Source organism: Candidatus Pantoea communis (assembly GCF_011752685.1).
GTDB classification, from domain to species: Bacteria; Pseudomonadota; Gammaproteobacteria; order Enterobacterales; family Enterobacteriaceae; genus Pantoea; species Pantoea communis.
The window spans coordinates 64,943-90,695 of the sequence record NZ_VWXC01000009.1 but is presented as its reverse complement, the minus strand read 5'-3'; the positions used below and the strand labels follow the sequence as shown (position 1 = coordinate 90,695).

Annotated in this window: 20 protein-coding genes; 10 read left to right on the top strand and 10 right to left on the bottom strand. The window is 55.8% G+C overall.

Features of this window, described 5'->3' with window-relative positions; genetic code table 11:
- Positions 1-162: 162 nt before the first annotated feature.
- The 3 genes from F3J37_RS13600 to F3J37_RS13590 are packed head-to-tail and all read left to right on the top strand — an operon-like array spanning position 163 to position 4,015.
- Complete coding sequence (locus F3J37_RS13600) at positions 163-897, top strand: gluconate 2-dehydrogenase subunit 3 family protein (RefSeq protein ID WP_058962216.1); 735 nt, start codon at positions 163-165, stop codon at positions 895-897.
- A gap of 2 nt (positions 898-899) precedes the next feature.
- Entirely contained in the window at positions 900-2,684 is a 1,785-nt protein-coding gene (locus F3J37_RS13595) for a GMC family oxidoreductase (protein WP_160834351.1), read from the top strand.
- 11 nt (positions 2,685-2,695) lie between these two features.
- Complete coding sequence (locus tag F3J37_RS13590) at positions 2,696-4,015, top strand: c-type cytochrome (RefSeq protein WP_166933876.1); 1,320 nt, start codon at positions 2,696-2,698, stop codon at positions 4,013-4,015.
- A 231-nt stretch (positions 4,016-4,246) separates the two neighbouring features.
- On the opposite strand, the gene F3J37_RS13585 is transcribed toward F3J37_RS13590, so the two are convergent.
- The 4 genes from F3J37_RS13585 to F3J37_RS13570 all read right to left on the bottom strand — a co-directional run bounded on the left by F3J37_RS13585 (position 4,247) and on the right by F3J37_RS13570 (position 10,265).
- Positions 4,247-5,656, bottom strand: coding sequence for an MFS transporter (locus tag F3J37_RS13585; RefSeq protein WP_166933875.1), 1,410 nt, complete (start codon positions 5,654-5,656; stop codon positions 4,247-4,249).
- Positions 5,657-5,845: 189 nt separating this feature from the next.
- Positions 5,846-7,366 (bottom strand): p-aminobenzoyl-glutamate transporter, encoded by a 1,521-nt coding sequence (gene abgT, locus F3J37_RS13580; RefSeq protein ID WP_034826820.1) that lies wholly within the window; start codon positions 7,364-7,366, stop codon positions 5,846-5,848.
- A 149-nt stretch (positions 7,367-7,515) separates the two neighbouring features.
- The gene (locus F3J37_RS13575; protein WP_166933874.1) at positions 7,516-8,955 is read right to left on the bottom strand and encodes a M20 family metallopeptidase; all 1,440 of its coding nucleotides are present in this window, start codon (positions 8,953-8,955) and stop codon (positions 7,516-7,518) included.
- Entirely contained in the window at positions 8,952-10,265 is a 1,314-nt protein-coding gene (locus tag F3J37_RS13570; protein ID WP_166933872.1) for an amidohydrolase, read from the bottom strand. The genes F3J37_RS13575 and F3J37_RS13570 overlap by 4 nt, the downstream gene beginning before the upstream one ends.
- Before the next feature lie 114 nt (positions 10,266-10,379).
- Between F3J37_RS13570 and F3J37_RS13565 the strand changes: the two genes are divergently transcribed.
- Both F3J37_RS13565 and yjdN read left to right on the top strand, forming a co-directional pair.
- Positions 10,380-11,282: a LysR family transcriptional regulator gene (locus F3J37_RS13565; RefSeq protein WP_166933870.1), complete on the top strand. Its 903-nt coding sequence runs from the start codon at positions 10,380-10,382 to the stop codon at positions 11,280-11,282.
- A 78-nt stretch (positions 11,283-11,360) separates the two neighbouring features.
- Positions 11,361-11,792 (top strand): VOC family metalloprotein YjdN, encoded by a 432-nt coding sequence (gene yjdN / locus F3J37_RS13560; protein WP_034826811.1) that lies wholly within the window; start codon positions 11,361-11,363, stop codon positions 11,790-11,792.
- A 115-nt stretch (positions 11,793-11,907) separates the two neighbouring features.
- Here yjdN and F3J37_RS13555 read toward each other — a convergent pair whose 3' ends face one another.
- The 3 genes from F3J37_RS13555 to F3J37_RS13545 form a co-directional block, all read right to left on the bottom strand.
- Complete coding sequence (locus F3J37_RS13555) at positions 11,908-12,774, bottom strand: nucleoside-specific channel-forming protein Tsx (RefSeq protein ID WP_034826809.1); 867 nt, start codon at positions 12,772-12,774, stop codon at positions 11,908-11,910.
- Between the two features lie 444 nt (positions 12,775-13,218).
- Positions 13,219-14,577: a sensor histidine kinase gene (locus F3J37_RS13550; protein ID WP_097118982.1), complete on the bottom strand. Its 1,359-nt coding sequence runs from the start codon at positions 14,575-14,577 to the stop codon at positions 13,219-13,221.
- Complete coding sequence (locus F3J37_RS13545) at positions 14,574-15,233, bottom strand: response regulator (RefSeq protein ID WP_034826805.1); 660 nt, start codon at positions 15,231-15,233, stop codon at positions 14,574-14,576. The genes F3J37_RS13550 and F3J37_RS13545 overlap by 4 nt, the downstream gene beginning before the upstream one ends.
- 291 nt (positions 15,234-15,524) lie before the next feature.
- On the opposite strand from F3J37_RS13545, the gene F3J37_RS13540 reads away from it, so the two are divergent.
- From F3J37_RS13540 to F3J37_RS13530, 3 genes are all read left to right on the top strand, one after another.
- Positions 15,525-15,893 (top strand): helix-turn-helix domain-containing protein, encoded by a 369-nt coding sequence (locus F3J37_RS13540; RefSeq protein ID WP_034826803.1) that lies wholly within the window; start codon positions 15,525-15,527, stop codon positions 15,891-15,893.
- Between the two features lie 179 nt (positions 15,894-16,072).
- Complete coding sequence (locus F3J37_RS13535; RefSeq protein WP_166933868.1) at positions 16,073-16,963, top strand: LysR family transcriptional regulator; 891 nt, start codon at positions 16,073-16,075, stop codon at positions 16,961-16,963.
- Between the two features lie 110 nt (positions 16,964-17,073).
- Positions 17,074-18,285 carry an MFS transporter gene (locus F3J37_RS13530; protein WP_166933866.1) on the top strand — a complete coding sequence of 404 codons (1,212 nt, stop codon included), beginning with the start codon at positions 17,074-17,076 and terminating at the stop codon, positions 18,283-18,285.
- A 129-nt stretch (positions 18,286-18,414) separates the two neighbouring features.
- Here F3J37_RS13530 and F3J37_RS13525 read toward each other — a convergent pair whose 3' ends face one another.
- Positions 18,415-20,805, bottom strand: coding sequence for a glucose/quinate/shikimate family membrane-bound PQQ-dependent dehydrogenase (locus F3J37_RS13525; RefSeq protein ID WP_166933864.1), 2,391 nt, complete (start codon positions 20,803-20,805; stop codon positions 18,415-18,417).
- 283 nt (positions 20,806-21,088) lie between these two features.
- Positions 21,089-21,688 (bottom strand): hypothetical protein, encoded by a 600-nt coding sequence (locus tag F3J37_RS13520; RefSeq protein ID WP_166933862.1) that lies wholly within the window; start codon positions 21,686-21,688, stop codon positions 21,089-21,091.
- A 417-nt stretch (positions 21,689-22,105) separates the two neighbouring features.
- Here F3J37_RS13520 and F3J37_RS13515 point away from each other — a divergent pair, with 417 nt between their 5' ends.
- Entirely contained in the window at positions 22,106-23,344 is a 1,239-nt protein-coding gene (locus F3J37_RS13515) for an MFS transporter (RefSeq protein ID WP_166933860.1), read from the top strand.
- Positions 23,345-23,445: 101 nt separating this feature from the next.
- On the opposite strand, the gene F3J37_RS13510 is transcribed toward F3J37_RS13515, so the two are convergent.
- Positions 23,446-24,606: a Gfo/Idh/MocA family protein gene (locus tag F3J37_RS13510; RefSeq protein ID WP_166933858.1), complete on the bottom strand. Its 1,161-nt coding sequence runs from the start codon at positions 24,604-24,606 to the stop codon at positions 23,446-23,448.
- A 267-nt stretch (positions 24,607-24,873) separates the two neighbouring features.
- On the opposite strand from F3J37_RS13510, the gene F3J37_RS13505 reads away from it, so the two are divergent.
- Positions 24,874-25,749 (top strand): glucosamine kinase nucleotide-binding domain-containing protein, encoded by an 876-nt coding sequence (locus F3J37_RS13505; RefSeq protein ID WP_369410668.1) that lies wholly within the window; start codon positions 24,874-24,876, stop codon positions 25,747-25,749.
- The last annotated feature ends 4 nt before the right edge of the window (positions 25,750-25,753 follow it).

Below are 25,753 nucleotides of genomic sequence, written 5' to 3'. Positions count from 1 at the left end.
GCATTTGTTTCGAGAAACTAAATTAATAACAGTTGTGGTGTTACACTATGCGCACTGTTACCGGTAACAGTGACGCTGTATCCCTTAAGCCACAACTAAAAAAACAATACAACGCAACGAGTTAACTTTCATACCGCATTCATGTGGTAATGAGGCAATGTCATGTCAGAACAAAAAAATGGTCACAGTCGCAGGGATTTTCTGCTGAGAACCATCACCCTGGCGCCAGCCATGGCCGTTGGCGGTTCGGCAATGGGCGCGTTAGTGGTGCCGATGGCCGCAGGAGCAGCAGAGCAACCCGTCGCACCTCAACAAGCACGCGCTTATCAGCCAAGCTGGTTTACGGCGGAAGAGTTCGCCTTTATCACTGCGGCAGTGGCGCGCCTGATCCCCAATGATGAACGCGGGCCTGGTGCACTGGAAGCCGGTGTGCCGGAGTTTATCGATCGTCAAATGAACACGCCGTACGCCACCGGCAGCAACTGGTATATGCAGGGGCCGTTCAATCCCGATCTGCCTAAAGAGCTGGGTTATCAGTCTCCGCTGGTGCCGCAGCAGATTTATCGTCTGGGTCTGGCCGATGCCGATGGCTGGAGCAAAAAGCAGCACGGCAAAGTGTTCGCTGAGCTAACCGGCGAACAGCAGGACGCACTGCTGACCACGTTTGAGAGCGGTGAGGCACAGTTCCCGCAGCTCAACAGCAAAACCTTCTTCTCCTTCCTGCTGCAGAACACCCGCGAGGGTTACTTCAGCGATCCGATCCACGGTGGAAATCAGGGCATGGTGGGCTGGAAGCTGATTGGCTTCCCTGGCGCACGTGCCGACTTTATGGATTGGGTGGAGCGCGGTGAACGTTATCCGTTCCCGTCAGTGGATATTCGCGGGGAGAGGGCGTAACCGTGGCAAATGAATTGAAAAAAGTAGACGCGGTGGTGGTGGGTTTCGGCTGGGCCGGAGCCATCATGGCGAAAGAGCTGACCGAAGCCGGTCTGACGGTGGTGGCGCTGGAGCGTGGTCCGCATCGTGATACCTATCCTGATGGATCTTATCCGCAGTCGATTGATGAACTGACCTATAACATCCGTAAAAAGTTGTTCCAGGATCTGTCGAAAAGCACCGTGACCATCCGTCACGATGCCTCGCAAACTGCGGTGCCGTATCGTCAGCTGGCGGCGTTTTTGCCGGGCACCGGCACCGGCGGTGCAGGTCTGCACTGGTCAGGCGTGCATTTCCGTGTCGATCCGGTGGAGCTGAACCTGCGCAGCCACTACGAGCAGCGCTACGGCAAAAACTTCATTCCGGAAGGCATGACCATTCAGGATTTCGGCGTCAGCTATGATGAGCTGGAGCCGTTCTTTGATCAGGCTGAGAAAGTGTTTGGCACTTCCGGCAGCGCCTGGTCGATCAAAGGCAAGCTACAGGGCAAAGAGAAAGGCGGCAACCCGTACGCGCCGGATCGTTCCAGCGCTTTCCCTCTGCCTGCACAGAAGCGCACTTACTCGGCACAGCTGTTTGCCCAGGCCGCTGAATCAGTGGGTTATCATCCCTATGATATGCCGTCAGCCAACACCTCTGGCCCGTATACCAACACCTATGGTGCGCAGATGGGGCCGTGCAACTTCTGCGGTTACTGCAGCGGTTATGCCTGCTACATGTACTCCAAAGCTTCGCCGAACGTGAATATCCTGCCCGCGCTGCGTCAGGAGCCGAAGTTCGAACTGCGTAACAACTCCTACGTGCTGCGCGTCAATCTGACCGATGACAAGAAGCGCGCTACCGGCGTGACCTATCTGGATGGTCAGGGGCGTGAAGTGGTGCAGCCAGCGGATCTGGTGATCCTGTCTGCGTTCCAGTTCCACAACGTGCATCTGATGCTGCTGTCAGGCATCGGCAAACCGTACAACCCGATCAGCAACGAAGGTGTGGTGGGCCGTAACTTCGCCTATCAGAACATCTCGACCCTGAAAGCGCTGTTCGACAAAAACACCACCACCAACCCGTTTATTGGTGCGGGCGGTGCGGGCGTGGCAGTGGATGACTTCAACGCAGACAACTTCGACCACGGCCCACATGGCTTTGTTGGCGGCTCCCCGTTCTGGGTTAACCAGGCGGGTACCAAACCGATCTCCGGTTTGCCGACGCCGAAAGGCACGCCAAACTGGGGCAGCCAGTGGAAAGCCGCTGTGGCTGATACCTATAACCATCATATTTCGATGGATGCGCACGGCGCGCACCAGTCGTATCGCGCCAACTATCTCGATCTCGATCCGAACTACAAAGATGTCTATGGCCAGCCGCTGCTGCGCATGACCTTTGACTGGCAGGACAACGACATCAAGATGGCGCAGTTTATGGTCGGCAAGATGCGCAAGATCACCGAAGCGATGAACCCGAAAATGATCATCGGCGGCGCCAAAGGACCAGGCTCTCACTTCGATACCACCGTGTACCAGACCACGCATATGAGCGGCGGTGCGATCATGGGTGAAGATCCGAAAACCAGTGCGGTGAACCGTTATCTGCAGAGCTGGGATGTGCCTAACGTGTTTGTGCCAGGTGCCTCTGCGTTCCCGCAGGGCCTCGGCTATAACCCAACCGGCATGGTGGCGGCGCTGAGCTATTGGTCAGCTAAAGCTATCCGCGAACAGTATCTGAAGAACCCCGGCCCCCTGGTTCAGGCATAAGGAACACGGCGATGATCAAAAGCATTTTGGCCCTGTTTCTGGGCACGATGACGTTCGCCGCAGTGGCGGACGAAGCAGGTTCGGACGCTCTGGTGAAGCGCGGTGAGTATCTGGCACGCGCGGGTGACTGCGTGGCGTGCCACAGCACCGAGGGCGGCAAGCCGTTTGCCGGTGGCTTACCGATGGCGACGCCAATTGGCACCATTTACTCTACTAACATCACCCCGGATAAAACCACCGGTATTGGTGACTACAGCTACGACGATTTCCAGAAAGCGGTGCGTCATGGCGTGGCGAAAAATGGCGAGACGCTCTATCCGGCGATGCCATATCCGTCCTACGCGGTAGTCAGCGATGAAGACATGCAGGCGCTGTATGCCTACTTTATGCATGGCGTACAGCCGGTGGCGCAGGCCAACAAAGACAGCGACATTCCCTGGCCGCTGTCGATGCGCTGGCCGCTCTCCATCTGGCATGGCATCTTCGCGCCAGACGTGAAAGCGTTCCAGCCAGCCGCGCAGGAAGATCCGGCGCTAGCGCGTGGTCGCTATCTGGTGGAAGGTCTGGGTCACTGCGGTGCCTGCCATACACCGCGTAGCATCACCATGCAGGAAAAAGCGCTGACCAACGGCGAAGGCAATGATTACCTGTCAGGTAGCAGCGCACCGATTGATGGCTGGACCGCCAGCAATCTGCGCGGTGACAACCGTGATGGTTTAGGCCGCTGGAGCGAAGACGATCTGAAGCAGTTCCTGCGCTTTGGCCGCAACGATCACACCGCCGTATTTGGTGGCATGACCGACGTGGTGCAGCACAGCCTGCAGTATCTCAACGATGAAGATATCAGCGCGATTGCCAAATATCTGAAGTCGCTGGGCGCGAAGGATGCCAGCCAGACGGTGTTCACGCAGGATGATGCGGTCGCCAAAGCGTTGTGGAAGGGCGATGACAGCCAGCCAGGTGCTTCGGTGTATGTCGATAGCTGTGCGGCCTGTCATAAGACCGACGGCAGCGGTTATCAACGTTTCTACCCGGCACTGCGCGGCAATCCGGTCGTCATGGCGGACGATCCAACCTCGCTGATCCACATCGTGCTGGTGGGCGGTACCTTGCCTGGCGTGCAGGGCGCTCCGTCAGCCATCACCATGCCGGCATTCGGTTGGCGTCTCAACGACAACCAGGTGGCGGATGTGGTGAACTTCATTCGCGGCAGCTGGGGTAATGGCGTGAAGTCGACGGTGACGGCGAAGGATGTGGCGAAGCTGCGCAAGGATGAAGCGGTCGAGTCGAAGCAGGGCAGCGCGGACATTAAGGTGTTGGAAGGGCAGTAAAGTGACATAAAGCGGGGCACAAATTTGTGTCGCGCTTTAAAAAGATAAGGCCGCCATTTTCATCACTGGCGGCCTTTTTTATAAGTGTTAGTGCGGGTTGAAGTACATCTGCAGTTGCCGATCAGTAGTATTGGTGCCCTTTTGATAAAAACGCATAAAAGTTCAGGAGAGGCCCCTGCTTGCGTTATCACCCGTTACTTACCGCTGGATATCAAGACACCTTACGTCTTGTTAAATATTCTCCAAATCCAGCCCGCGTGTTTTCGGACCGTAAATCCCCACTGACAGCATCACCATCAGCATGCTCAGCACGATAAAGGCGATCACACCCTGACTGCCGGCGTACTGCAAAATAATGCCGATCAAAATGCTGCTGAACACCGTGGACAGGCGGCTAAAGGAGTAGCAGAAGCCGACCGCACGCGCGCGAATATGCGTCGGGAAAATCTCGGTCTGATAGGCATGGTAGCTAAAGGTCAGCCACGCGTTGCTGTAGGTGATCAGGAAGCCACAGATGATCATCAGCACCGGATTGGTTGCCAGTGCGAACAGCGTGCCGAACACCACGGTCATCAGGGAGGAGAAAACGATCTGCCATTTGTTCTCGAGCTTATCGGCGTAGCGACTGCAAATCAGTGAACCCAGCGGATAAGCCAGGGTGATAAAGAACGCATACAGCAGGCTGTGGGTCACCGTTGCGCCTTTGCCGGACAGCAGCGCAGGCAGCCAGTTACCGAAGCCGAAGAAGCCAATCGCCTGGAAGAAGTTCATCACTACCAGCATCAGCGTACGCTTGCGGTAAGCCGGTGACCAAATCTCGCTGAAGCGACCTTTTTTTGGCAACACTGCTGCGGCATCGCTGTCAGAGAAATCTTCGCCCGGCGCAATCCCGCAGCGTTTTTCCATCTCACTCAGCACCTTATGCGCTTCCTGATGACGGCCCTGCTGCGCCAGCCAGCGCGCCGATTCCGGCAGGTTTTTACGAATCAGCCAGATCACCAGCGAGCAAACCGCACCGGCGATCACCACCCAGCGCCAGCCTTCAAGGTTGAGAATAGTTTGCGGTACCAGCCACCATGACATCAGCGCCACGGCAGGTACCGACAGGAACTGGATAAAGAAAGAGTAGGCAAAGGCGCGGCTGCGCAGATGAGCAGGCACCCATTCGGACAGATAGGTATCAATGGTCACCAGCTCAACACCGAGGCCGATACCGACCAGGAAGCGGAACAGGATGATCATTTCAGCGCTCTGCTGGAAGGCCATCAACAGCGAGAACACGCCGTACCATGCCAGTGCGCACATAAAGGTCAGACGACGACCAAAGCGGTCGGCATATGGGGCTAGCAGGCTGGCACCGACGAACAGGCCGAGGAAAGTGGCAGAAGCAAAGGCAGCCTGGTCAGCAATGCCGAAGACCCCTTCCGAGCCGGTATGAAACACGCCAGCAGCCAGTAGACCAGAACTGATATAGCCGGTTTCAAACAGATCGTAGAGCTCAAAAAAACCGCCCAGCGCCAGCAGCGTAATAAAACGCCACAAGCCTGCGGATGAGGGCAGTGCATCGATGCGCCCGGCTAAGGTGCGGCGATCCGCTGCGATGTGATCGTTCGCCATCCCTGTCGAAGTGATTGTTGTCATTATTGGATAAACCTCGGTGTTTGCAGAACTCGCACGGTTGTAATTGGTTTTAAAAATAATTAACCGTTAGCAAGCGAAGGAATAGCAGGATAATCAATTCATCGCGGGTTGCCGAGAGGGGCAACGGTGACATTTTCGCAATCTACGTTGCAGTTCACAGAAGTGTGATCGCCGTCCCTGGCGATGCGATTAATGCAGGCTGGGGTAAACGCCCGGTCCAATCGGTAAACCCAATGCGTACCATGCCAGCAGCAAGATGATCCAGCTGATAAAGAACACCACCGGATACGGGAAGATCAGCACATAATAGGTGCCAAGTTGCGCATCTTTTTGGTATCGCTGCAGGAATCCGAGGAACAGCGGCAGGAACGGTGACATCGGCGCGAGGGGCAATACGGCAGAATCCGCGATACGGAAAATCATCTGCGCAAAGGCCGGATGGAAGCCGAGCAGCATAAACATCGGCACGAACACTGGCGCCAGAATCGACCAGATGGCTGAGCCGCTGGCAATAAACATGCACAAGAATGCCGACAGGAACATCAAACCGAGGAACGCGGGCGCGCCACTGATGCCGGCACTTTCCAGCATATCGGTCAGACCGATCGCCATGAATTTGCCCATGTTGCTCCAGTTAAAGAAGGCGACAAACTGCGACAGCGGGAACACCATCACAATAAAGCCCGCCATGCTCTTCATCGGATCCACCAGCAGCTGCGGGATGTCATCGGCCCGACGAATCTGCTTCGTCACGGCGCCGTAAGCAATCGCCACCACAAAGAAGAACAGGATGATGATCGGCACAATGCCCTGAATAAACGGCGAAGGAATGATGCCGCCGGTTTTCGGGTTACGCAGTGGCGCATGTTCTGGCACCACCAGCAGGGCCATCAGGGCGATAAACACCAGCGCGGCAATGCCCGCAGCCCGCAGGCCACGATTTTCCAGCGCGGTCAGCGGCGGCAGGCGATCGTGATTGCCGCCGTTCCACACCGGAAGACGCGGCTCGACGAATTTATCGGTGAGGATGGCACCGGCAATCGTCAGCACAATCACCGAGCTGGCCATAAAGAACCAGTTGTCGATCACACTCACGTGCACGGTATCGCTCACCGCTTTCGCAGCTTCGGTACTGATCCCGGAGAGCAGCACGTCGGTGGTGACGATCAGCAGGTTGGCGGTAAAGCCGGAAGCGACACCCGCGATAGCCGCCAGTAAACCCGCCACCGGATGACGACCGACGGCCAGGAAGATCAGTGCGCCGAGCGGCGGCATCACCACCAGTGCGGCATCGGACGAGATGTGGCTGAAGAAGGCGATAAACAGCACCATATAACTGGCGTAGCGACGGCTGACGCGTGAGGCCATCTTTACCATCAGCGATTGCAGCAGGCCGACTTTTTCCGCCAGACCCGCACCTATCACCAGCGCCAGAATGGAGCCCAGTGGCGTGAAGCCGCTGAAGTTCTTGATGATGTTAGGCAGAATCCATTGAATCCCGGCCACGCTCAGCAGGTTATTAACCCGCACCAGTTCGCCATTGGTGGGGTTTTTCACCGCCAGATCGAAGTAGCTGATAATGGCGGTGGCCACCATTAATACCACGATCAAATAGACAAACAGTAAGAACGGGTTGGGCACTTTATTGCCGACCCGCTCAATCCAGCTAAACAACTTCCCCGGGCTGCGATTCTCCGTGGTCACTTCCATCGGTATTTCCTCGTCATGTCTGTTGTATTTGCGCCCGTCATACTTCAAGCCGCTAAGGCGACTCGAAGTATTGAGGGCTTTAGTTTTTATTTTTTTGTTTACTGCATCCGGGTTTGCGCCGGATTGAATCTTTTATGCCGCTACGGCTTTTATAATTTTGATGGCGTCACATCTGCCGGAATCGGGCAGCTGTAAGGCTGTTCGCTGCGCACGCGCTGGAACTCTTCGCGGCAGCGCGCCAGCGCTTCCTGGTCCTGCAACAAGGTCAGCGCGGTGGCGGCCATCACTTTGGCAGCCAGACACATGCCTTTGTGGCCCAGCGAGGTGCGGCCCTGCGCCACCAGTTGCCAGGTGTGCAGCGGGGTACCAAAGGCGAAGCAAGGCGCAAAGCACTGCGCGGTTGGCGTCACCCAACTCACATCGCCGACATCGGTTGAGCCATACAGCAACTCACGCGTCACGGCGTAGGGTGCCACTTCGTCCATCAAAATTTTGTCGCCCAGCGCCTCGGTCCAGGCGATACCGGCTTCACCGCCGGTGCGCGCTGCGTTCAAACGCGCATTGCGCAGATCGTCTTTGGTTAGCGTGGCACGAATCTCGGCGGCGAACTGCTGCTCCTCCGCGCTGTACTCGGGCAAGCCAAACTGATGCAAGTTGCGCTCCATCACCGCTTCCAGCGCGCGATTCGGCACATAGTTGGAACAGGCTTTATCGAAGCGTACCGTCATGGCGGTGTCGGTCATCAGGGCAGCGCCTTTGGCGATATTGATCACCCGCTGATAAATATCCTGTGCCTGATCGAGTTCTGGCGCGCGGATCAGATACAGCACTTCGGCATCAGCTTGCACCACATTGGGGGAAACACCGCCGGTGTTGGTCACGGCGTAGTGCACACGCGCTTCCTGCACGATGTGCTCACGCAGGAAGTTGGCACCGGTGTTCATCAGGGTGACGGCATCCAGCGCACTGCGGCCCAGATGCGGCGAGTTAGCGGCGTGCGCGGCAACGCCCTTGAAGTGAAATGCGGCCTGGATGTTGGCCAGGGTGCTGAGGTTGAACATGCCGCTGAAGCCTTCAGGATGCCAGGTGACAGCGGCATCCACGTCATCAAACAGCCCTTCGCGCACCATAAAGGTTTTGCCAGAACCGCCTTCCTCGCCTGGGCAACCGTAAAAACGCAGCGTGCCGCGCTGGCCGTTCTCCGCCCACCAGGCTTTGATGGCGAAGGCCGCGGCCAGTCCGGCGGTGCCCAGCAGATTATGACCGCAGCCGTGCCCGTTGCCGTTTTCCACCAGTGGTTGTGGTGTGGCGCAGCCTGATTGTTGGCTCAAACCGGCCAGCGCATCAAACTCACCGAGGATAGCAATCACCGGTTTTCCACTGCCGATGCTGGCGATAAAGGCGGTGTCGATATTGCCGACGCCACGCTCGACGGCAAAGCCTTCCTGCTCCAGCGCATCGGCCAGAATGGCGGCGGATTGTGTCTCTTCAAAGCGGGTTTCCGGTACATCCCAGATGGCATCGCTAAGGGCGGTGAAGCGCGGCTGGTTTTCGTTGATGTAACGATCGATAAAATCGTGATGGCTCATCGCTGACCTCCAAACTGTGCCTGGTTCAGCGCCAGCGTCGCGAGGGTTTGCACCGCTGTGGCCATAATCGCTTCGTCAAAATCGAACTTCGCGTTGTGGTGACCTGCCGCCAGATCGCAACCAAAGATCACATAGGATGATTGACCGCCGCGCTGCTGCACGCGTTCCAGCATGTAAGTGGCATCTTCCGAACCCGCCGCCTGCTTTTTGGTATCCACTACCGAGGTGAAAATCCCCATGGCATCGGCCTGCTGGTGGATAAAATCGACCCACGGCTGGCTTGGGGTACAGCTGCGTGCGCCACCCATCAGTTTGATGTCGAACTCAACGCCATACATCGCCGCCGCGCCGGAAATCACGCGCAGGGCTTGCTGATAGATGTCATCGTTAACCTGATTGCTGACGCCACGGGTTTCCACTTTCATCAGGGCATAATCGGGCACCACGTTGCGTCCGGAGCCTGCCTGCAGCACACCCACGTTGACGCGTGCGACACCGCCGCTGTGTTGTGGCAGGTTGTGCAGCGCCAGTGTAGCTTGCGCGGCGGCCAGCAAGGCGTTACGACCCTCTTCTGGTTTACCGCCCGCATGCGCGCCGACGCCGGTGAAATTGACGTCCAGTTTGGTGGTGGCCAGGAAGCTGTCGCTGCCGCAAACGATTTCGCCAGCAGGTACGCCTGTGCCGAGATGGATAGCGGTAAACAGATCCACATCATCCACCACGCCTGCGGCCACCATCGCTTTAGCGCCACGCACGCCCTCTTCGGCAGGCTGGAAGATAATTTTAATCGTGCCGCTGAGCTGATCTTTCATCTCCATCAACACGCCCGCCAGCGCCAGGCCGATGGTGGTGTGACCGTCGTGGCCGCAGGCGTGCATCATGCCGGAGTTGCAGGAGGCAAATCCTTCACGGGTAGGGATGTGGTCGGCATCACGGCTTTCGTTCTGGTCCAGCGCATCCATATCGACACGGAAGCCCATCACCGGGCCGGGACGACCGGTCTCCAGCGTGGCGACTACGCCGCAGAAGCCGCCAGAGAAATGCGAGATCCACTGTGGCAGGGCGCCTTGCTCCAGTGCGCGAGCTTCCTGCTGTGCCAGCACCTCGTCAGAAGGCAAACCCATGCGTGCGTCAGCGTCGATCACGTCGCGCCCCAGCTTGAGCTGATAACCAAGACGATGCAGCTCTTCAGCCACTATCGTTGCAGTACGGAACTCCAGCCAGCCCGATTCGGCAAAATGGTGCAGGTCGCGACGCCAGCTTTGCATCTGCGGAATCCGCGCGTTGACGAGGTCGGAGAGGGTTTTCATCGGCATATCCTTTGTGTTGGTTTTTTATGCATTATCCCGAATCTACACAATGGTATTGGTGCGCATAAGATGCGAATATCTTGTCACTGATAAACAACGGTTATCACAAAAATCATGCCTGCCAACCTCAAACTTCATCAACTGCGCGCCTTTGTCGATGTGGCCCGCCAGGGCAGTATTCGCGCTGCCAGCCGCTTATCGGGACTTTCACAGCCTGCGCTGACCAAAGCGATTCAGGAACTGGAGCTGGCGCTTGGCGCACGTTTGTTCGAACGTCGTCAGCAAGGCGTCACGCTAACGGATATCGGTGATAACTTTTTTCGTCATGCCAGTCTGGTGCTGGAAGAATTGCGCGTGGCGCAGGAGGATATTCAGCAGCGATTGGGATTGGCAGGGGGGCGGGTGAATATCGGCGTGGGCGGCAGTATTGCGCGCACTATCATGCCGCAGGTGATCACCCAGTTTCATCGTGAATACCCGCTGGTGAAGGTGCGTATCGTTGAGGGGCAACTGGTGTCGATGGTGTATGAACTGCGTCAGGGCGCGCTGGATTTCACCATTAATACCTACGATCAACATCATCTGGATCAGGAGCTGATTTTTGAGCGGCTAATGGAGCGTGACTATCAGGTGGTGATGCGTAAAGGCCACCCGATGGCGCATGCCCGCTCACTGAATGAGTTGCAGCACTGCGACTGGACCATGCCGACCCCGCAGGGCAGTTATTACCGCTTGCTGCACGATCTGTTTGGCGAGCGCGGTATGGCACCGAAGATCGTGGTGACCTGCGAAACCTTTATGGCCTGCACCAGCCTGGTCGCCAAAAGTGATTTTGTCAGCATCATCTCGCGCGATGTGATCGAAGATCCGACGCACGGTGGGCAGCTCATTGCCCTCGATCTTGACGATCCGTTACCGAAAGCCACCTTCTATTTGATCCAGCGGAAAGACACGGCGCTGACGCCAATGAGCGCGTATATGGCCCAGCTGTTTCGCCGCTATTGTCAACAAAGGTAAGAGTGCGGCCTGGCTCGCAGCTGATTACTTATTGCGCACTACACTTGCACTGGACGTTCCAATTGTGGAGAACTGACCATGCAAATCACACCTTATGTGTTTTACAACGGTCGTTGTGAAGAGGCGATCGCCTTCTATCTCGCGGCCACCGACGGCGAACTGCTGTTTAAAATGACTTTTGGCGATATGCCCGATGAAACCACCGTCGAAGATGAAGGTTGCCCCTCTGGCGTGACCTTCTCGCCTGAACAGATTATGCATGCCCATCTGCGCATCGGGCAGGGTGAACTGATGATGAGCGACGGTGCACAGCAGGCAAGTTATGCCGGATTTTCCGTGAGTCTATCCACGCCAGATGAAGCGCAGGGTAAACGTTGGTTTGACGCGTTGTCAGAGGGTGGGGAAGTGACGAAAAAGTGGGAACCGACGTTCTGGGCGCACGGTTTCGGCATGTTTACCGATAAGTTCGGCGTGCCGTGGATGGTGAATGCCTATAAGCCGCAGATTTGACGGGCAGGGTTTTACAGCCGGTCAGCCTACGTAGCGGCACAATTTAATGCGTTTCTGATAGCGATATTGCCGTTTCAGAAACGCGCGAAAATTGCGCCGCTAAGGAACTCGCTAATTAGAAGTTGTAACCCACGACGAGGTAGTAACCCCAACCGGTTGATTTCACTTCAAATGGACCGTTGCCGAAGTTCAACTCCTGCCCATCCGCCCACTGACCGCCGTTATGGAAATAACGCGCCACGGTAGAAACGTGCCAGTGATCGTAGTTCAGCGACAGAATGTGGCTGGACGCGATCGAGTTGCTGGTACGTGATGGACCGGTCTCATCGCGCAGGTCTGAACCCCAGTCGAAGTTGGTGAAGCCGATGTAGCTCAGCTTGCCGCCCCACAGATCGGTAATCGGCACAAAGTATTTCACTTTGAAGCGATAACCATCCCAGCTGTTTTCGTTCGCTGCACCGTAGTTCTGCCACTGGTATTTGGCATACACGTTCAGTGACAGACCGATATCGCTGTGGGTATCGATGTCGGTACCCAGACCCATGTACCAGGTGTTCTGACGCTGTGAAGCGTTGCGGCCCATGTCATAGATATAGTTGTTCGCGAAATACCACTCTTTAAACGGACCAAACGCCAGGCTGGTGCCGGTCAGTTTATCGATGGAGAAACGTGGCTCAATTTCCATGAACAGCGGCGAACCGTGGTCAAAAATGCCGTTAGCGTTGCTGTTACCCACGCCAAAGAAGTTGGTTAAATCCGCATAGCCGTAAAAATCGAACCAGTCTTTTTTAGCAAAGGCTTCGTATTCGAGATACACGTCATTGTTGAACTGCGGCCCGAAGCGGGTGTGCGTACTGCCCACCACGTTAACGCTCTGATGCCACCAGTCTGAAAGATACTGCGGATCGCTGTCTGCCGCTTGTGCCGCGCCGGTCCAGCTGCTGGCCAGTAAGGCCCCTGCTATCAATGCTTTAAATTTCATTATTTTATTAACCACATGCTAGTGATTGCTGCGGTTGCGCCGCAATCGAGTGAAATCGATCCCAGGGGATGGGCCGTGTGTTGTTTTTATCCGGTCTGAATCGCCGAATTTTCAAATGTGCGTAATGTGCCTGTAACAGAGCGATAGGAAATAGATTTTGATCACGTTTGTCAAAATGTGTTGCATTTTGATTCACTGAATATGTGATAACGATCACATAAATGCCGTGTGGCGAACGGAACCCCGCAACCGTTTACGTTGTCGCGTTCAGTCACAAAGATCTTAGATGCGGAAAAACGTGTAGCGGCACGATTGAACGTGCGCCTTTGGAATTTGGTGGCGGAAAATACGTGGTTCATCGTGTAGGGCGATTTAGATGAGGAAAAGACGCAATACGTTGTGCCGCTACCGCGCTGTATATTCAAGGCGGTAGCGACACGTCGGTTATGGCAAGGTCACACGCACCTGCAGGCCGGAGATTTGTCCCTGGGCGTTATGGCAGTTCGACAGCGCGACCTGCATCTGATGCTTCTGCGCTACGCTGCGCACAATCGACAGACCCAAACCGCTGCCTTGCGCCTGTACATCTGGCGAACGGGTGAAGCGATCAAAGGCGCGTTCGATAAAGGACTCCGGCATGCCCGGCCCGTTATCGACGATATCCACCACGGTGTGATTGCCCACGCGATGCAGCAGCACATCGACCAGGCTGCCTTCCGGCGTGTGCAGCATCGCGTTGCCGATGAGGTTATCAAACAGGCTACGCAAATCGGAACGGCTGGCGTGCAGGCGATAGTGCGTGGTGCCATTAAAACCGATATCAATGCCGCGTTTATCGGCGACCACCATCAACTGCTCGATGCTCTCTTTCAGCAAATCATCGAGTTGGATGGTTTCCACCGTGGCCACCACTGACTGATCTTCCTGGCGCGAGATATTCAGCAACTGCGTCACCAGATGGCGCGTCCGCGTGACGCCGGCTTCCAGCTGATCAAACTGGCGACTGGCTTCACCAGGCTGAATATGCTGGCGCAAATTCTCCAGCTGCAAGGTGACGGCGGTAACCGGCGTGCGCAGTTCATGTGCCGCATCTTCAAGGAACTGTCGCTGCGATGACCAGGCTGCCCGTAGCTTATCGAGCAGAGAGTTATAAGCAGCCACCAGCGGCAGCACTTCATCCGGTAAGCCATCCGGCGATACCGAGTGCGGATGCAATGTTTCTTGTGCGGCAATCTGTCGCGAGGCAACGCGCAAATCTCGCGTGATGGCACGTACTACCAGCCAGATCACCAGCAGTGACAGCGGCATCATCAGCATTAAGGGAATGATGGCGGACAGCACCCGCTTCACCATCAAACTTTTCATGTAGCCGATGTTGTGTAAAACCTGAATATTACCGATTTCACTGCCCAGTTCGCCGGGGCGGGTATACACGCGCCAGTCACAGTCATCGCCACAGTCGCCGACTTTTAAATCGGACCAGCCTTTTTTTGCCTGCAGCGGCGCCTGTAAAGCAGGCCATGAGCTGGCACGCAGATGATTGTTGGTGTCCCACAGCTGAACGATGTAGGTGCTCTTCAGCTTCTCTTGCTGCATCACCATAGGCATCAGCGCGGGCATGCGCTGGCTGGAGGACCAGGCATCAGCAATCTTGGCGAGCTGATCGTCCTTCATGGTGCCCATCATGTCGCCATAACAATGGTAGAAATACCAGGTGACGCCGCCGATCATCGCCAGGTGCAGCAGCACCAGCGTGGCGAGCAGTTTGTTACGCAGGGAGCGCATAAAAGTGAAAGGTTTCATATTGCCGGTACTCGCCAGCCCAAACCGCGCACGTTGCGAATCACTTCGTTATCGAGCTTGCGGCGCATGCCGTGGATCAGCACATCAACGGCGTTGCTGGTGACTTCTTCACCCCAGCCGTAAATGCGGTTCTCTAATTGTTCGCGTGACAAGATGGCACCAGGGCGCTCCAGCAGAGCGTAGAGCAGGGCATATTCGCGGGCGGTTAGCTGTTCGCGTTGGCCTTTGTACAGCACTTCGCGCGTCATCATATCCAGCTGCACATCGCCACTGCCTAACAGGGAATCCGCCGCTCCGTGACGACGTCGGGTGATTGCACGCATGCGCGCCAGTACCTCTTGCAGATCAAAGGGTTTAAGCAAATAGTCATCGGCGCCGCTGTCGAGTCCCTGAATGCGTTGTTGCACCGTGTCACGCGCAGTCAGCACCAGCACGGGCGTCATATCGCCACGCGTACGCGCACGCTTCAATACGTGAATACCGTCTTCCCGCGGTAAACCGAGATCGAGCAGCACGCAGGTATAACCGCCTTCGGCCCAGGCGTTGGTGGCAAATACGCCATCGCGCACCCAGTCCACCGACCAGCCCGCCGCTTCCAGCGCCTGCTGCAAGTTGGCGCCAATCATTTCATCATCTTCTACCAGCAGCACACGCATAGAGTTCTCCCAAACTGATGGACGCAGTGTAGCGCCAGATAATTAGGCCAGAATTACCCTCCGTCATACTTCCCGCTGCAGAGGCGTGAGCTGTGAGCGTTCACCCCCGTTACTGACTTATGTAAGCGCCTGAGGATTCACGCTCTTGCTGCCTTTCTGCCGCTGGACTTATTTAGGCGGAGCACCCATTTCCCCCCTTGCTAATTCTGCGCTAATTTTCTGCTAATTAAGGGATAAATTTAACGCGCTACAGTGACTGCACTGGACATATTGTCGAAGCAGGAGGTTCCCATGAATCAGCGCGAATTTATCCGTAGTTTGCTGGACTGGATTGAAGACAACTTAGGGCACGATTTGCATCTGGATGAAGTAGCACGCCGCTCGGGATACTCCCGCTGGCATCTGCAACGTCTGTTCCGTCAGCACACTGGTTTTTCTCTGGCAGAGTACATCCGTCAGCGCCGGTTGACTGAGTCCGCGCTCACGCTGATCAACAGCGATGAAGCGATTCTGCAGGTGGCGATGAGCTACGGGTTTGATACGCAGCAGGCGTATACCCGCACTTTTAAGAACTACTTCAGCGTCACGCCGGGTCAATTGCGTCGTCAGCGCCGCGTTGAACAGGAACGTTTGTTGTTCCCGCTGGCGGTGGCCAGTTGATTGATGACGCTGATAGTGATCTGCAAAGTAGACGTAGCGGCGCAATTTATTGCGCAGTAAATCGCGAAGGGATTGCGCGATAAATTACGCCGCTCCACCCCGTTCGCTGATTAAATTCGGTGCTTATTGCGGCTTTTACTTTTAAGCTGCTGTTCTCCGTTTGTTACCCACCAGAGAACATGGACAACAGCGATAATCTCACCGCCATGATGCTGTTTGCGCGCGTCGTTGAGCGGCAAAGCTTTAGCGAAGCCGCGCGAACCTTAGGCGTCTCTAAATCGCATGTCAGTCGCGAAATCGCGCGGCTGGAAGTGCGACTCGGCATCAAACTGCTGCAGCGCACCACGCGGAAAGTGGCGTTGACCGAGCTGGGTCAGGCTTACTATCCGTTTTGTACCCGCATGCTGGAAGAGATGCACCGCGCCGATGCGTTTGTGCAGCAGGTTCATCAACTGCCCGCGGGTAATGTGCGCTTACAGGCGCCAATCACCTATGGCTGCCAGTGCGTCGTCCCCACTCTGAATGACTTTATCCGCCGTCATATTCATATCAATGTCGATCTCGACCTCACCACCAGTGACGATCCGCAGCCCAGCGCGGATGTGGCGATAGTGATTCGTGCGCGCGCGCCGGAAGTCGCTAATTATCGCGAACTGAGCACCATCGAGTGGGGACTCTATGCCACGCCGGATTATCTGGTAGCGCATCCCGCTATCGACCATCCAGAGCGCCTGACACGCCACGATTTGTTGCTGTTCCACGGACCCGCGCATACGGCCGCACTGCCGTTTCGCCGCGATAAACAGCGGCTGGCGCTGGATGTGCATAGCCGTTTCCGCGCCAATAACAGCATGGCGCTGCTGAATGCGGCGCTGGCCGGCACCGGCATCGCTTATTTGCCAGCGTATATGACGCAAGAGGCGCTGGGGCGCGGCGAGATCCAACAGGTGCTGCCTGAGTGGCAAATGGATCGTTTACACAGTTATCTGCTGCTCAAAGAGCAGCCGCAACCTTCCTCCCCCGTGACGTTGCTGTGTGATGCGTTAATTAATGCCTTGAGCGGCAGTTAATTGTTGTTGCCTGACAACAATATTACGCTGGTTGGCAAATATCTCTCTCTCCCTGTTTTATGTCGTGCTCCGCTGTTAGCCTGCTAAAAAAGCAAAAACAGGGAATGACTATGTCGCAATCATCAACAGTGTTAGCGCCTGAGCAGCAACACTGGAAACGTAATTTGTTTGTCTGCGTGCTGGGTTCGTTCAGCACCATTGTGGCGATGACGTTGCTGCTGCCGTTTCTGCCGCTGTATGTGCAGCAGCTTGGTGTGCAGGAACCTGCCGCGATTGCGCGCTGGTCGGGGGCTGCGTATGGTGCCACTTTCCTCAGCGCCGCGTTAACCGCGCCGTTGTGGGGCAAACTGGCGGATCGCTATGGCCGCAAACTGATGTTGATTCGTGCCAGCCTCGGAATGGCGATTGCCATGTCGCTGATTGGTATGGCGACGGCGCCGTGGCAACTGGTTGCCTTGCGTTTGCTGGCGGGGCTGTTGGGGGGCTACGCATCGGGTTCAACCATCATGGTCGCGGCGCAAACGCCGAAAGAGCAGACCGGTTGGGCGCTGGGCGTGTTGTCTTCCGGCATTATGGCGGGCAACGTGGTGGGGCCACTGCTGGGCGGGGTGTTGCCACCGCTGATTGGCATTCGCCATACCTTCTGGCTGACCGGCGCCGTGATTTTCCTCGCCTTCCTTGCCACCACCTTTTTATTAAAAGAAGCGCCGCGTCAGCCGGGTAAAAAGACGGTGCAAACTCATGATGAGAGTGAGAAGCCGGTCAATCTGCCACTGGTGCGACTGATGTGGCTGTCAGGCATGCTGCTGATTTTTGCCAATATGTCGATTGAACCGATCATCACGCTGTATATCGGTCAGTTCGTGCAGGGCGATCATGCGATTACGGTGACGGCGGGCGTGGTGATGGCGGCGGCTGCACTGGGCAGTATTCTCTCTGCGCCGCGTTTGGGGCGCCTGGCGGATCGGGTAGGGCATGGCCGCGTGCTGGTTTACGGCCTGGTCGTTTGTGCGCTGTTGTTGATCCCGCAGGCGTTTATCACCCAAGCCTGGCAACTGGTGCTGCTGCGTTTCCTGATGGGCATGGCGTTGGGCGGTTTGATGCCGTGCGTGACGGCGCTGATTCGCCACAATGTGCCGCAAGGGCAGGTGGGGAAAATGTTGGGGTATTCGACCTCGGCCCAGTATGTCGGTCAGGTCTCCGGTCCGTTATTTGGCGGGTTTGTCGGTGGTGCTTTCGGCATGCGGCCAGTGTTTCTGGCGACCTGTGTGATCATGGCGCTGTGCGCGCTGTTAAATACGCGGGTGTTAAAGAAGCCGTAACGGCGACAGGTATTGCGATTCGAACAACCTTTAGCTTCTTCATAATGACGCGATACGCCAGAGCGCAGGCAGTGAGACAATAAAAAAGGCGGGCTTCGCAGCCCGCCTTTGTCACATCAAACCAGAAACTTATTTAGCATCTGGCAGTGCGTAGGCAATGACGTAATCGCCCAGCTTAGTACCAAACGAACCGTGACCACCTGCAGCAATGACAACGTACTGCTTGCCATCCACTTCATAGGTCATCGGCGTTGCCTGGCCACCGGCTGGCAGACGTGCCTGCCACAGCATTTCCCCGGTGTTGGTGTCGAACGCGCGCAGATAGTTATCGGCAGTCGCACCAATAAAGAACACGTTACCGGCCGTGGTAATTGGGCCGCCCAGCATTGGCATACCCATTTTGAACGGAACCGGAACCGGCGCGCTGTCGCGAACGGTACCGATACGTTTTTTCCACACGGTTTCGTTGGTTTTCAGGTCAACCGCTGAGACATAGCCCCAGGCCGGTTGTTTACATGGCAGACCCAACGGAGACAGGAACGGATTCAGCTCGACGCCGTACGGTACACCGTACTGTGGCTGGATACCGGTTTCAGTACCTGAACCGCCTTTGTCATCGGCTGGTGGCTCGATCGGATTACCCGGACCGCGTGGCACCAGTTTAGAGACAAACGGCAGCGCCATTGGGTTAGCAATCGCGATCTGGCGATGTGGATCTACCGCGATACCGCCCCACTCGAACATACCGAGGTTACCAGGGAACACCAGCGTACCTTGCTCAGACGGCGGGGTGAACGGACCTTCGTAGCGCAGACGCTTGAAGATCACGCGGCACACCAGTTGGTCGAACATGGTCGCGCCCCACATGTCCTTGTCCGTCAGATTGTTCTTCGGACGGAAGGTCAGTTCGGAGTACGGCTGAGTTGGGGATACGTGATCACCTTTCGCAGCGCCCTGTGGCACTGGAGTTTCCGGTGCGGGGACAACCGGCTTACCGGTACGACGATCCAGGACAAAGATGTTACCGGTTTTGGCCGGGGCATAAATCACCGGAACGGTGTTGCCATCTTTGTCGGTGATATCGGCCAGCGTCGGTTGTGACGGCAGGTCCATATCCCACAGATCGTGATGCACGGTCTGATACGACCACACCAGCTTGCCGGTGGTGGCGTTCAGTGCCAGTACGCTGCTCGCGAAACGTTCCTGGTCAGGCGTACGGTTACCACCCCAGATGTCTGGTGTGGTCACGCCCATTGGCAGGAATACGGTATCCAGTTTTGGATCGTATACTGCCGGTGCCCAGGAGTTCGGCGAGTTCATGGTGAAGGTATGTTCATCATCTGGAATCGCGTTGGGATCTTTCGCGCCCGGATCAAACACCCACAGCAGTTTACCGGTGTTCACATCAAAGCCACGAATAGCGCCTGACGGTTCACGGGTAGAGTAGTTATCGGTGACCGCACCGGCAATCACGATAGTGGTATCCGTGATGATCGGTGGTGAAGTCGGCTCATACTGGCCTGGGGTCAGTACCGGCTGTTTGTGCTGCAGATCCAGCTCACCGTTGTTACCAAACGCGGCACAACGTTCACCGGTCTCGGCATCCAGCGCGAACAGACGACCGTCGTTCACTGGCAGATAAATGCGACGTGAACACAGCGCAGGCTGGGTGTTAGACGCATCCGCTGCTGCTGGCATTTCATGGTAAGAGACACCACGACAGGTCACATGCTGGAAGGTTGGATTCGGTTTTAAGCCCGGATCAAATTTCCACTTCTGCTTACCGGTTTTTGCATCCAGCGCAAACAGAATCTGGTGCGGTGAGCAGAGATACAAGGTGTCGCGGATTTTAATCGGCGTCACTTCGTCGGTGATTTCACCTGGGTCGTTCGGGGTTTTCAGATCGCCCGTCTGGAACTGCCAGGCTACCTGCAACTCTTTCACATTACCGGTGTTGATTTGCTTCAGTGGAGAGAAGCGCGTGCCTTGCTGGTCACGCGCGTACGCAGGCCAGTCAGCATCCTTGATGTTGCTCAGCGGCTGCGCTTGCGGGGCATTATCTGCCGCCGCTGGGATTTCACCGTTCAGTTCCTGCGGATCGTGGAACACTGCCCACGCCAGCACCAGCACGCTGGCAATCAGCGCAACGGCCATCAGACCCAGTGCGCCTTTACCTGCATGATTCAGACCGCGATACACAAACGGCAGAATCAGCCAGATGCCGAAGATCACCAGCACATCGGTACGTGGTGCCAGCGCCCAGAAGTCGAAACCGACTTCCCAAACGCCCCACACCAGCGTTGCCAACAGCAACAGTGCATACAGCATGATCGCTGCACCGCTACGGCGCCACAGCAGGACAGCGGTGATCAACATAATCACACCGCCAATAACGTAGTACCAGGAACCACCAATTGCGGCTAGCCATACACCGCCTACCAGCATAAATGCGCCTGTGAGCAGTGCGAACAGCACCGTCAAAAAGCGAATCACGCCAAAAGATGAGGAAGCTTTCCCCATAATATTAACCTCTTTCTTTGCCATAAACTTAAAAGGAAACAACGCATTAGGTTGTTTCCCGACATAGAGTACGAAGTGACTTAACATGTTCGATCGCAGCGCTTCCGTTACGCCAGATGATCCCTTTGCGTTAAATTTTATCTTAAAAACGTTAACGGGTTTGATTTTTTTAGTGCTTTGCGCTTGTGGAATGGTAGTAGTGCGACATTTTATGAGGAGATTCCAACGTTATGCCCGAAGAGATCGGGACATAACGGCAAGAGGCGGCATTTCGTGTAAGCGTTTACACTTCAAACAGGGTGTTGCTGGTGCGTTGTTCCTGCCAGCCAGAAAGTTGCAGGTCTTCATAGACAGACAACGGCAGAGTTAATTGCGGAGTGCGTAATATCACCTCTGCTTCTCTTTCCCTGCAGGATCCGAGCAAAAAGGGAAAGCTGAACTTGAGATAATTATCATTGAAGAAATCATCGTTCAGGACAATTCCCCTGAAGGGAAAAGAGGCAATATTCTTCCAGCACGTTCCTGGCGGAGCCAAATCATAAAGCCAGAATGCGTGATGCTGTACGGTTTCTCGCAATGCCGCTTCATGCTTAACTAAACTGGCATTATTGATAGCAAGGGAGACATTTTCCATTTGCAGGCTGGGATAATTTTCTGGCGCCTGTAAAAAGCGCGCAAGACTATTTCCCACTAAAGGGATAATTATTCGTTCGGGCGCATCGGGCAACTGATTGTGCAGTGAAATTATGTTGCTTCCGTTAAGTAATGCTGTGCTTTCCTGTTCACAATGCATAAAGGGTGCTGAATAACACACGCCCATCAGTGCCCCGTCGAGGCGACGGATACGCTCAGTAACATAAGGATTGTATGAACTGTTTTCCATTTATCTCTATGAATAAATTAATTAACTGGAACGTCTTAATTATTATAAGGACGGCAAGGTTGCTGTGATCTTTACGCTTCCAATATAGACCGAATTGTTTGTTAAGGTCACCTGTTTTAGCTGTCTCTGATAGAGAGATATGGCGGCTAAAAGATGTATTTAATATTGAGTTATTGGAATTTCTGGAATGATTCAGATATTTTCAGGTGAAAACAATCAGCCTGCTAATATTCAGAACTCTATGCTTAGTTAAATTTTAGATAAGCAACTGTTTTTAAAGCGCACGGCTAGCCATTGCTTGCCAGCGTCAGATGTCGCACTCTGTGGCCGCAAAATGATAATGAGAGTCGGTAAACGGCTTTTCACCAGGCTGGTGCAATGATGCTGGCCGGAAGATGATTTAGGATGGGATAAAATATGGCTTCACCGTTATCCGCAACAGAAGACTCTCTGTTGCGGCACAGGTCGTTTGTCGCCTTCTGGCTGGCGCGCACCTGTTCATCGTTTGGTTTCCAGATGTTCTCCGTGGCGGTTAGCTGGCAAATCTACGCCCTTACGCACAGCGCGATGGCGTTGGGGATGATTGGCCTGATGCAGTTCCTGCCTTCGGTGTTACTGGCTCTGCCGGCCGGCCATCTTGCCGACCAGTTTGATCGCCGCCGCATTGTGCTGGTCGGGCAATTGATTGAATGGCTAGCTCTGCTTGGCCTGGTGGCACTGACGCTGATGCACTGGGCGGATAAAATTGAAATTTGGGGACTGGTGTTTCTGATCTCCGTGGCCAAAGCGCTGGAGTGGCCGTCGATCACGTCGATGTTGCCTGCGCTGGTGACTCCACCGATTCTCGCGCGTGCCATGGCGGCGAGTTCCGTGGGCGGTCAGGCAGCGGTGATCGTCGGCCCAACCCTGGGTGGCCTGCTGTATGTGGCCGGTCCCGAGGTGGTTTACGGCGTCTCAGCCCTGTTTTATCTCTTCTCTCTGGTGCTGGTTAGCCGCCTTCGCTATGAACGTCCACCTCAAACGCGGATGCCGATGAATCTCACCACCATGTTTGCGGGCGTGCGTTTTATTCGTGAGCGCAAAGATGTGTTGGGTGTGATCTCTCTCGATCTGTTCGCCGTGCTGCTGGGAGGTGCTACCGCGCTGTTGCCGATCTTCGCGCAGGATATTCTGCATACCGGCCCCTGGGGATTGGGCATGCTGCGCGGTGCACCTTCTGTAGGGGCGCTCATTGTTGGCGTGTGGCTCAGCCGTCACAAGCTGGAAAAACACGTCGGCATGATTATGTTTGGTTCGGTGGCAGGCTTTGGGGTCGCCACGCTGGTGTTCGCGCTCTCTACGCAATTGTGGCTCTCTCTGCTGGCGCTGGCCGCGCTGGGCGGGTTCGATATGGTGAGCATGGTGATTCGCGGTGCGCTGGTACAGCTGGATACGCCGGATGATATGCGCGGTCGCGTGAATGCGGTCAACGCCATCTTTATTAACACCTCAAATCAGCTGGGCGAGTTTGAGTCAGGCTTGCTGGCGGCGTGGATGGGGGCGGTGCCTGCCGCAGCACTTGGCGGTATCGGCACGCTGGTGGTGGTGGCGGTGTGGATGACGATTTTCCCGCATCTGCGCAAACGGCAGAAGCTGGAGAATGAAAACGCAGGTTAAGTGCCAACAAAAACCGGCTCGCGGGCCGGTTAATGATGTCACCACTCTGCACTGCCATGAAAAGCCCCGCGCAAAGGGGGATTTGCGCGGGGAGGTTGACCTTATACGGTCGCGGTTTTCCCCAGGCTGGCGTCAAATTGTTTCCAGCTGTCTGTCATATCCACCACGGTTTTCGATTTTCGTGCTTCATCGATTTTGATCGCGGTCAGACCCGCTTCCAGTGCATCCACCACGGATACTTTCAGTGGCGTTCCCTGTTTAATGTGTTTGACGATCTCTTCAGCCATCAACGCATCGGCACCATAGTGACCGTCATAAGCATTGCCGCTGTAGGTGGTATCGACTTCGCGCTCGCCGGTACGGGCGTTGTGTACGCGGAAGTAGTTACGCACAAAGTCGCCCTCGGCCATGCCGTCGGTGCCCATCACGCAGAAACGACGAAATTCATCCGGCACGTTGAGGTTGGCGTGGAAGGCGAGAGTTGCGCCATTGGCGTATTCGATCAGCGCCGTCTGGTAATCGACGATATCGGCGTCGCCGTCAAACACCGCATCCGTGCTCGACCAGCCGCTGGGCTTCACGTGATACACCTCTGATTGCGGCGTGACAGCCCCGGTGGGTGCATGCTGCGGGGTGAAGTTCTTACGTCCACCAAAGCTGGCAACGCGCACCGGGCGTTCACCGACCAATCCCTGATAGAGATCGATGTCGTGGCAACATTTTTCCAGAATATAAGGACCGGCGTATTTTTCCAGACGTCGCCAGTCGCGCTGGAAGAAGGCGCCGTGATAAGGCTTGATGTGTTCAGTGGCTTCGATTGAGGTGATTTCACCGAGACGATTTTCATCGCGTGCGTTCAACAGATCGTGATACAGCGGTGAGTAACGCAGAACCAAGCCGACCAGAATGCGCTCATGCCCATATTGTTGTACCAGTTGCGCCATCGCCATGGTTTGTTCTTCATTGATCACCACCGGTTTCTCGGTAAACACGGTGTAACCGGCTGCCAGCCCCTGCCGAATATGCTCAAGATGCATAAAGTTGGGTGACCCTACCAGCAACAGATCGAAACCACCGTGCTGGAGTAGCGCATCCACGCTGTCGAACGCCTGCCCGGCATCAATTCCGAAGGTGTGAAGATTTGGCAAGCCAGCGGGAGCCGGATCGACGTAACCCACCACGGAGAACTCTGCGTCAGCTTTGTTGAACTCTTTCACCACATGAGAAAGACGAAAGCCCAGACCAATAATGCCCACTTTCATGTTGTACCCCTGAAGCCCGTTGCTTGTTAGCTGCCCGACCCATCAGGCTGCTGATAATCTGACCATTAACTTATTACGGCAGAAAAACTAATGTCAATCCGTAACGCCGATCTCAAATTGGTACTTTTTGTTATCTTTATGTTTTAAATGAATATTAATTAACTATACGGAATGCGTATTTATTTGTGATTGCGATTTAAGTTTTTTTCCCCTATCTTTCGCACATCTATAAGCATCATGCCGTTCGTGGCAGGCAGGAGGAAGCGCGTGCAATCACTTTTGCTGGGTATTGATGGCGGTGGTACGCACTGTCGCGGACGCCTGACGGACAGCGCTGGCCGTGTGCTGGCGGAAGCGACAGGCGGGCCCGCCAATGTCTGGTCGCAGTATGATGCCGCCATCACCGCTATTGAATCGGTCATCGACACACTCTTTCAACAAGCGGGGCTGGCTGCCGATGCGCGCGACCGCACCTTGCTGGTGGCAGGTTTAGCAGGCGCCAATGTGGCATCGGTGCACACGCGGCTGCAAAGCTGGCAGCCACGCTGTCAGGGACGCTATCTGTTTACCGATGTCGAGATCGCCTGCGCGGGTGCGCACGATGGTGCACCAGGCGCGGTGCTGATTGTCGGGACGGGCAGCCAGGGCGCAGCCTGGGACGGCGCGCAGTTTACCCTGCTGGGCGGCTGGGGTTTTGCCCTGTCAGATGCCGGTTCAGGCGCCATCCTTGGACGCCGTGCACGGCGCTTGGCGTTGCTGGCGCACGAAGCTATCGTGCCTGCTTCGGCGCTGACTGAACGTATTATGGCGTTGCATCAACACAGCCCGGAACAGATGTTACTCTGGTCACAGCAGGCAACACCCGCCGAGTGGGGCAGCGTGGTACCTGAAGTCTTTGCCGCTGCGCAGCAGGGCGATCCCCATGGTATTGCGTTGGTGCAGCAGGCCGCTGCCGATATCGTGCAGATGGTGCAACCCTTGCTGGCACGCAGTCACGGCAAACTAGCCCTGATGGGGGGGCTCGCGGTGCCGATTCAGCCCTGGTTACCGGCTGAGATTGCTGCACAGCTTGTGCCGCCGCAGGGCGATGCCTTAAGCGGCGCACTGCGCCTTGCCAGCCAGTTCAGCCAGCAACCGGCTTAGCCTC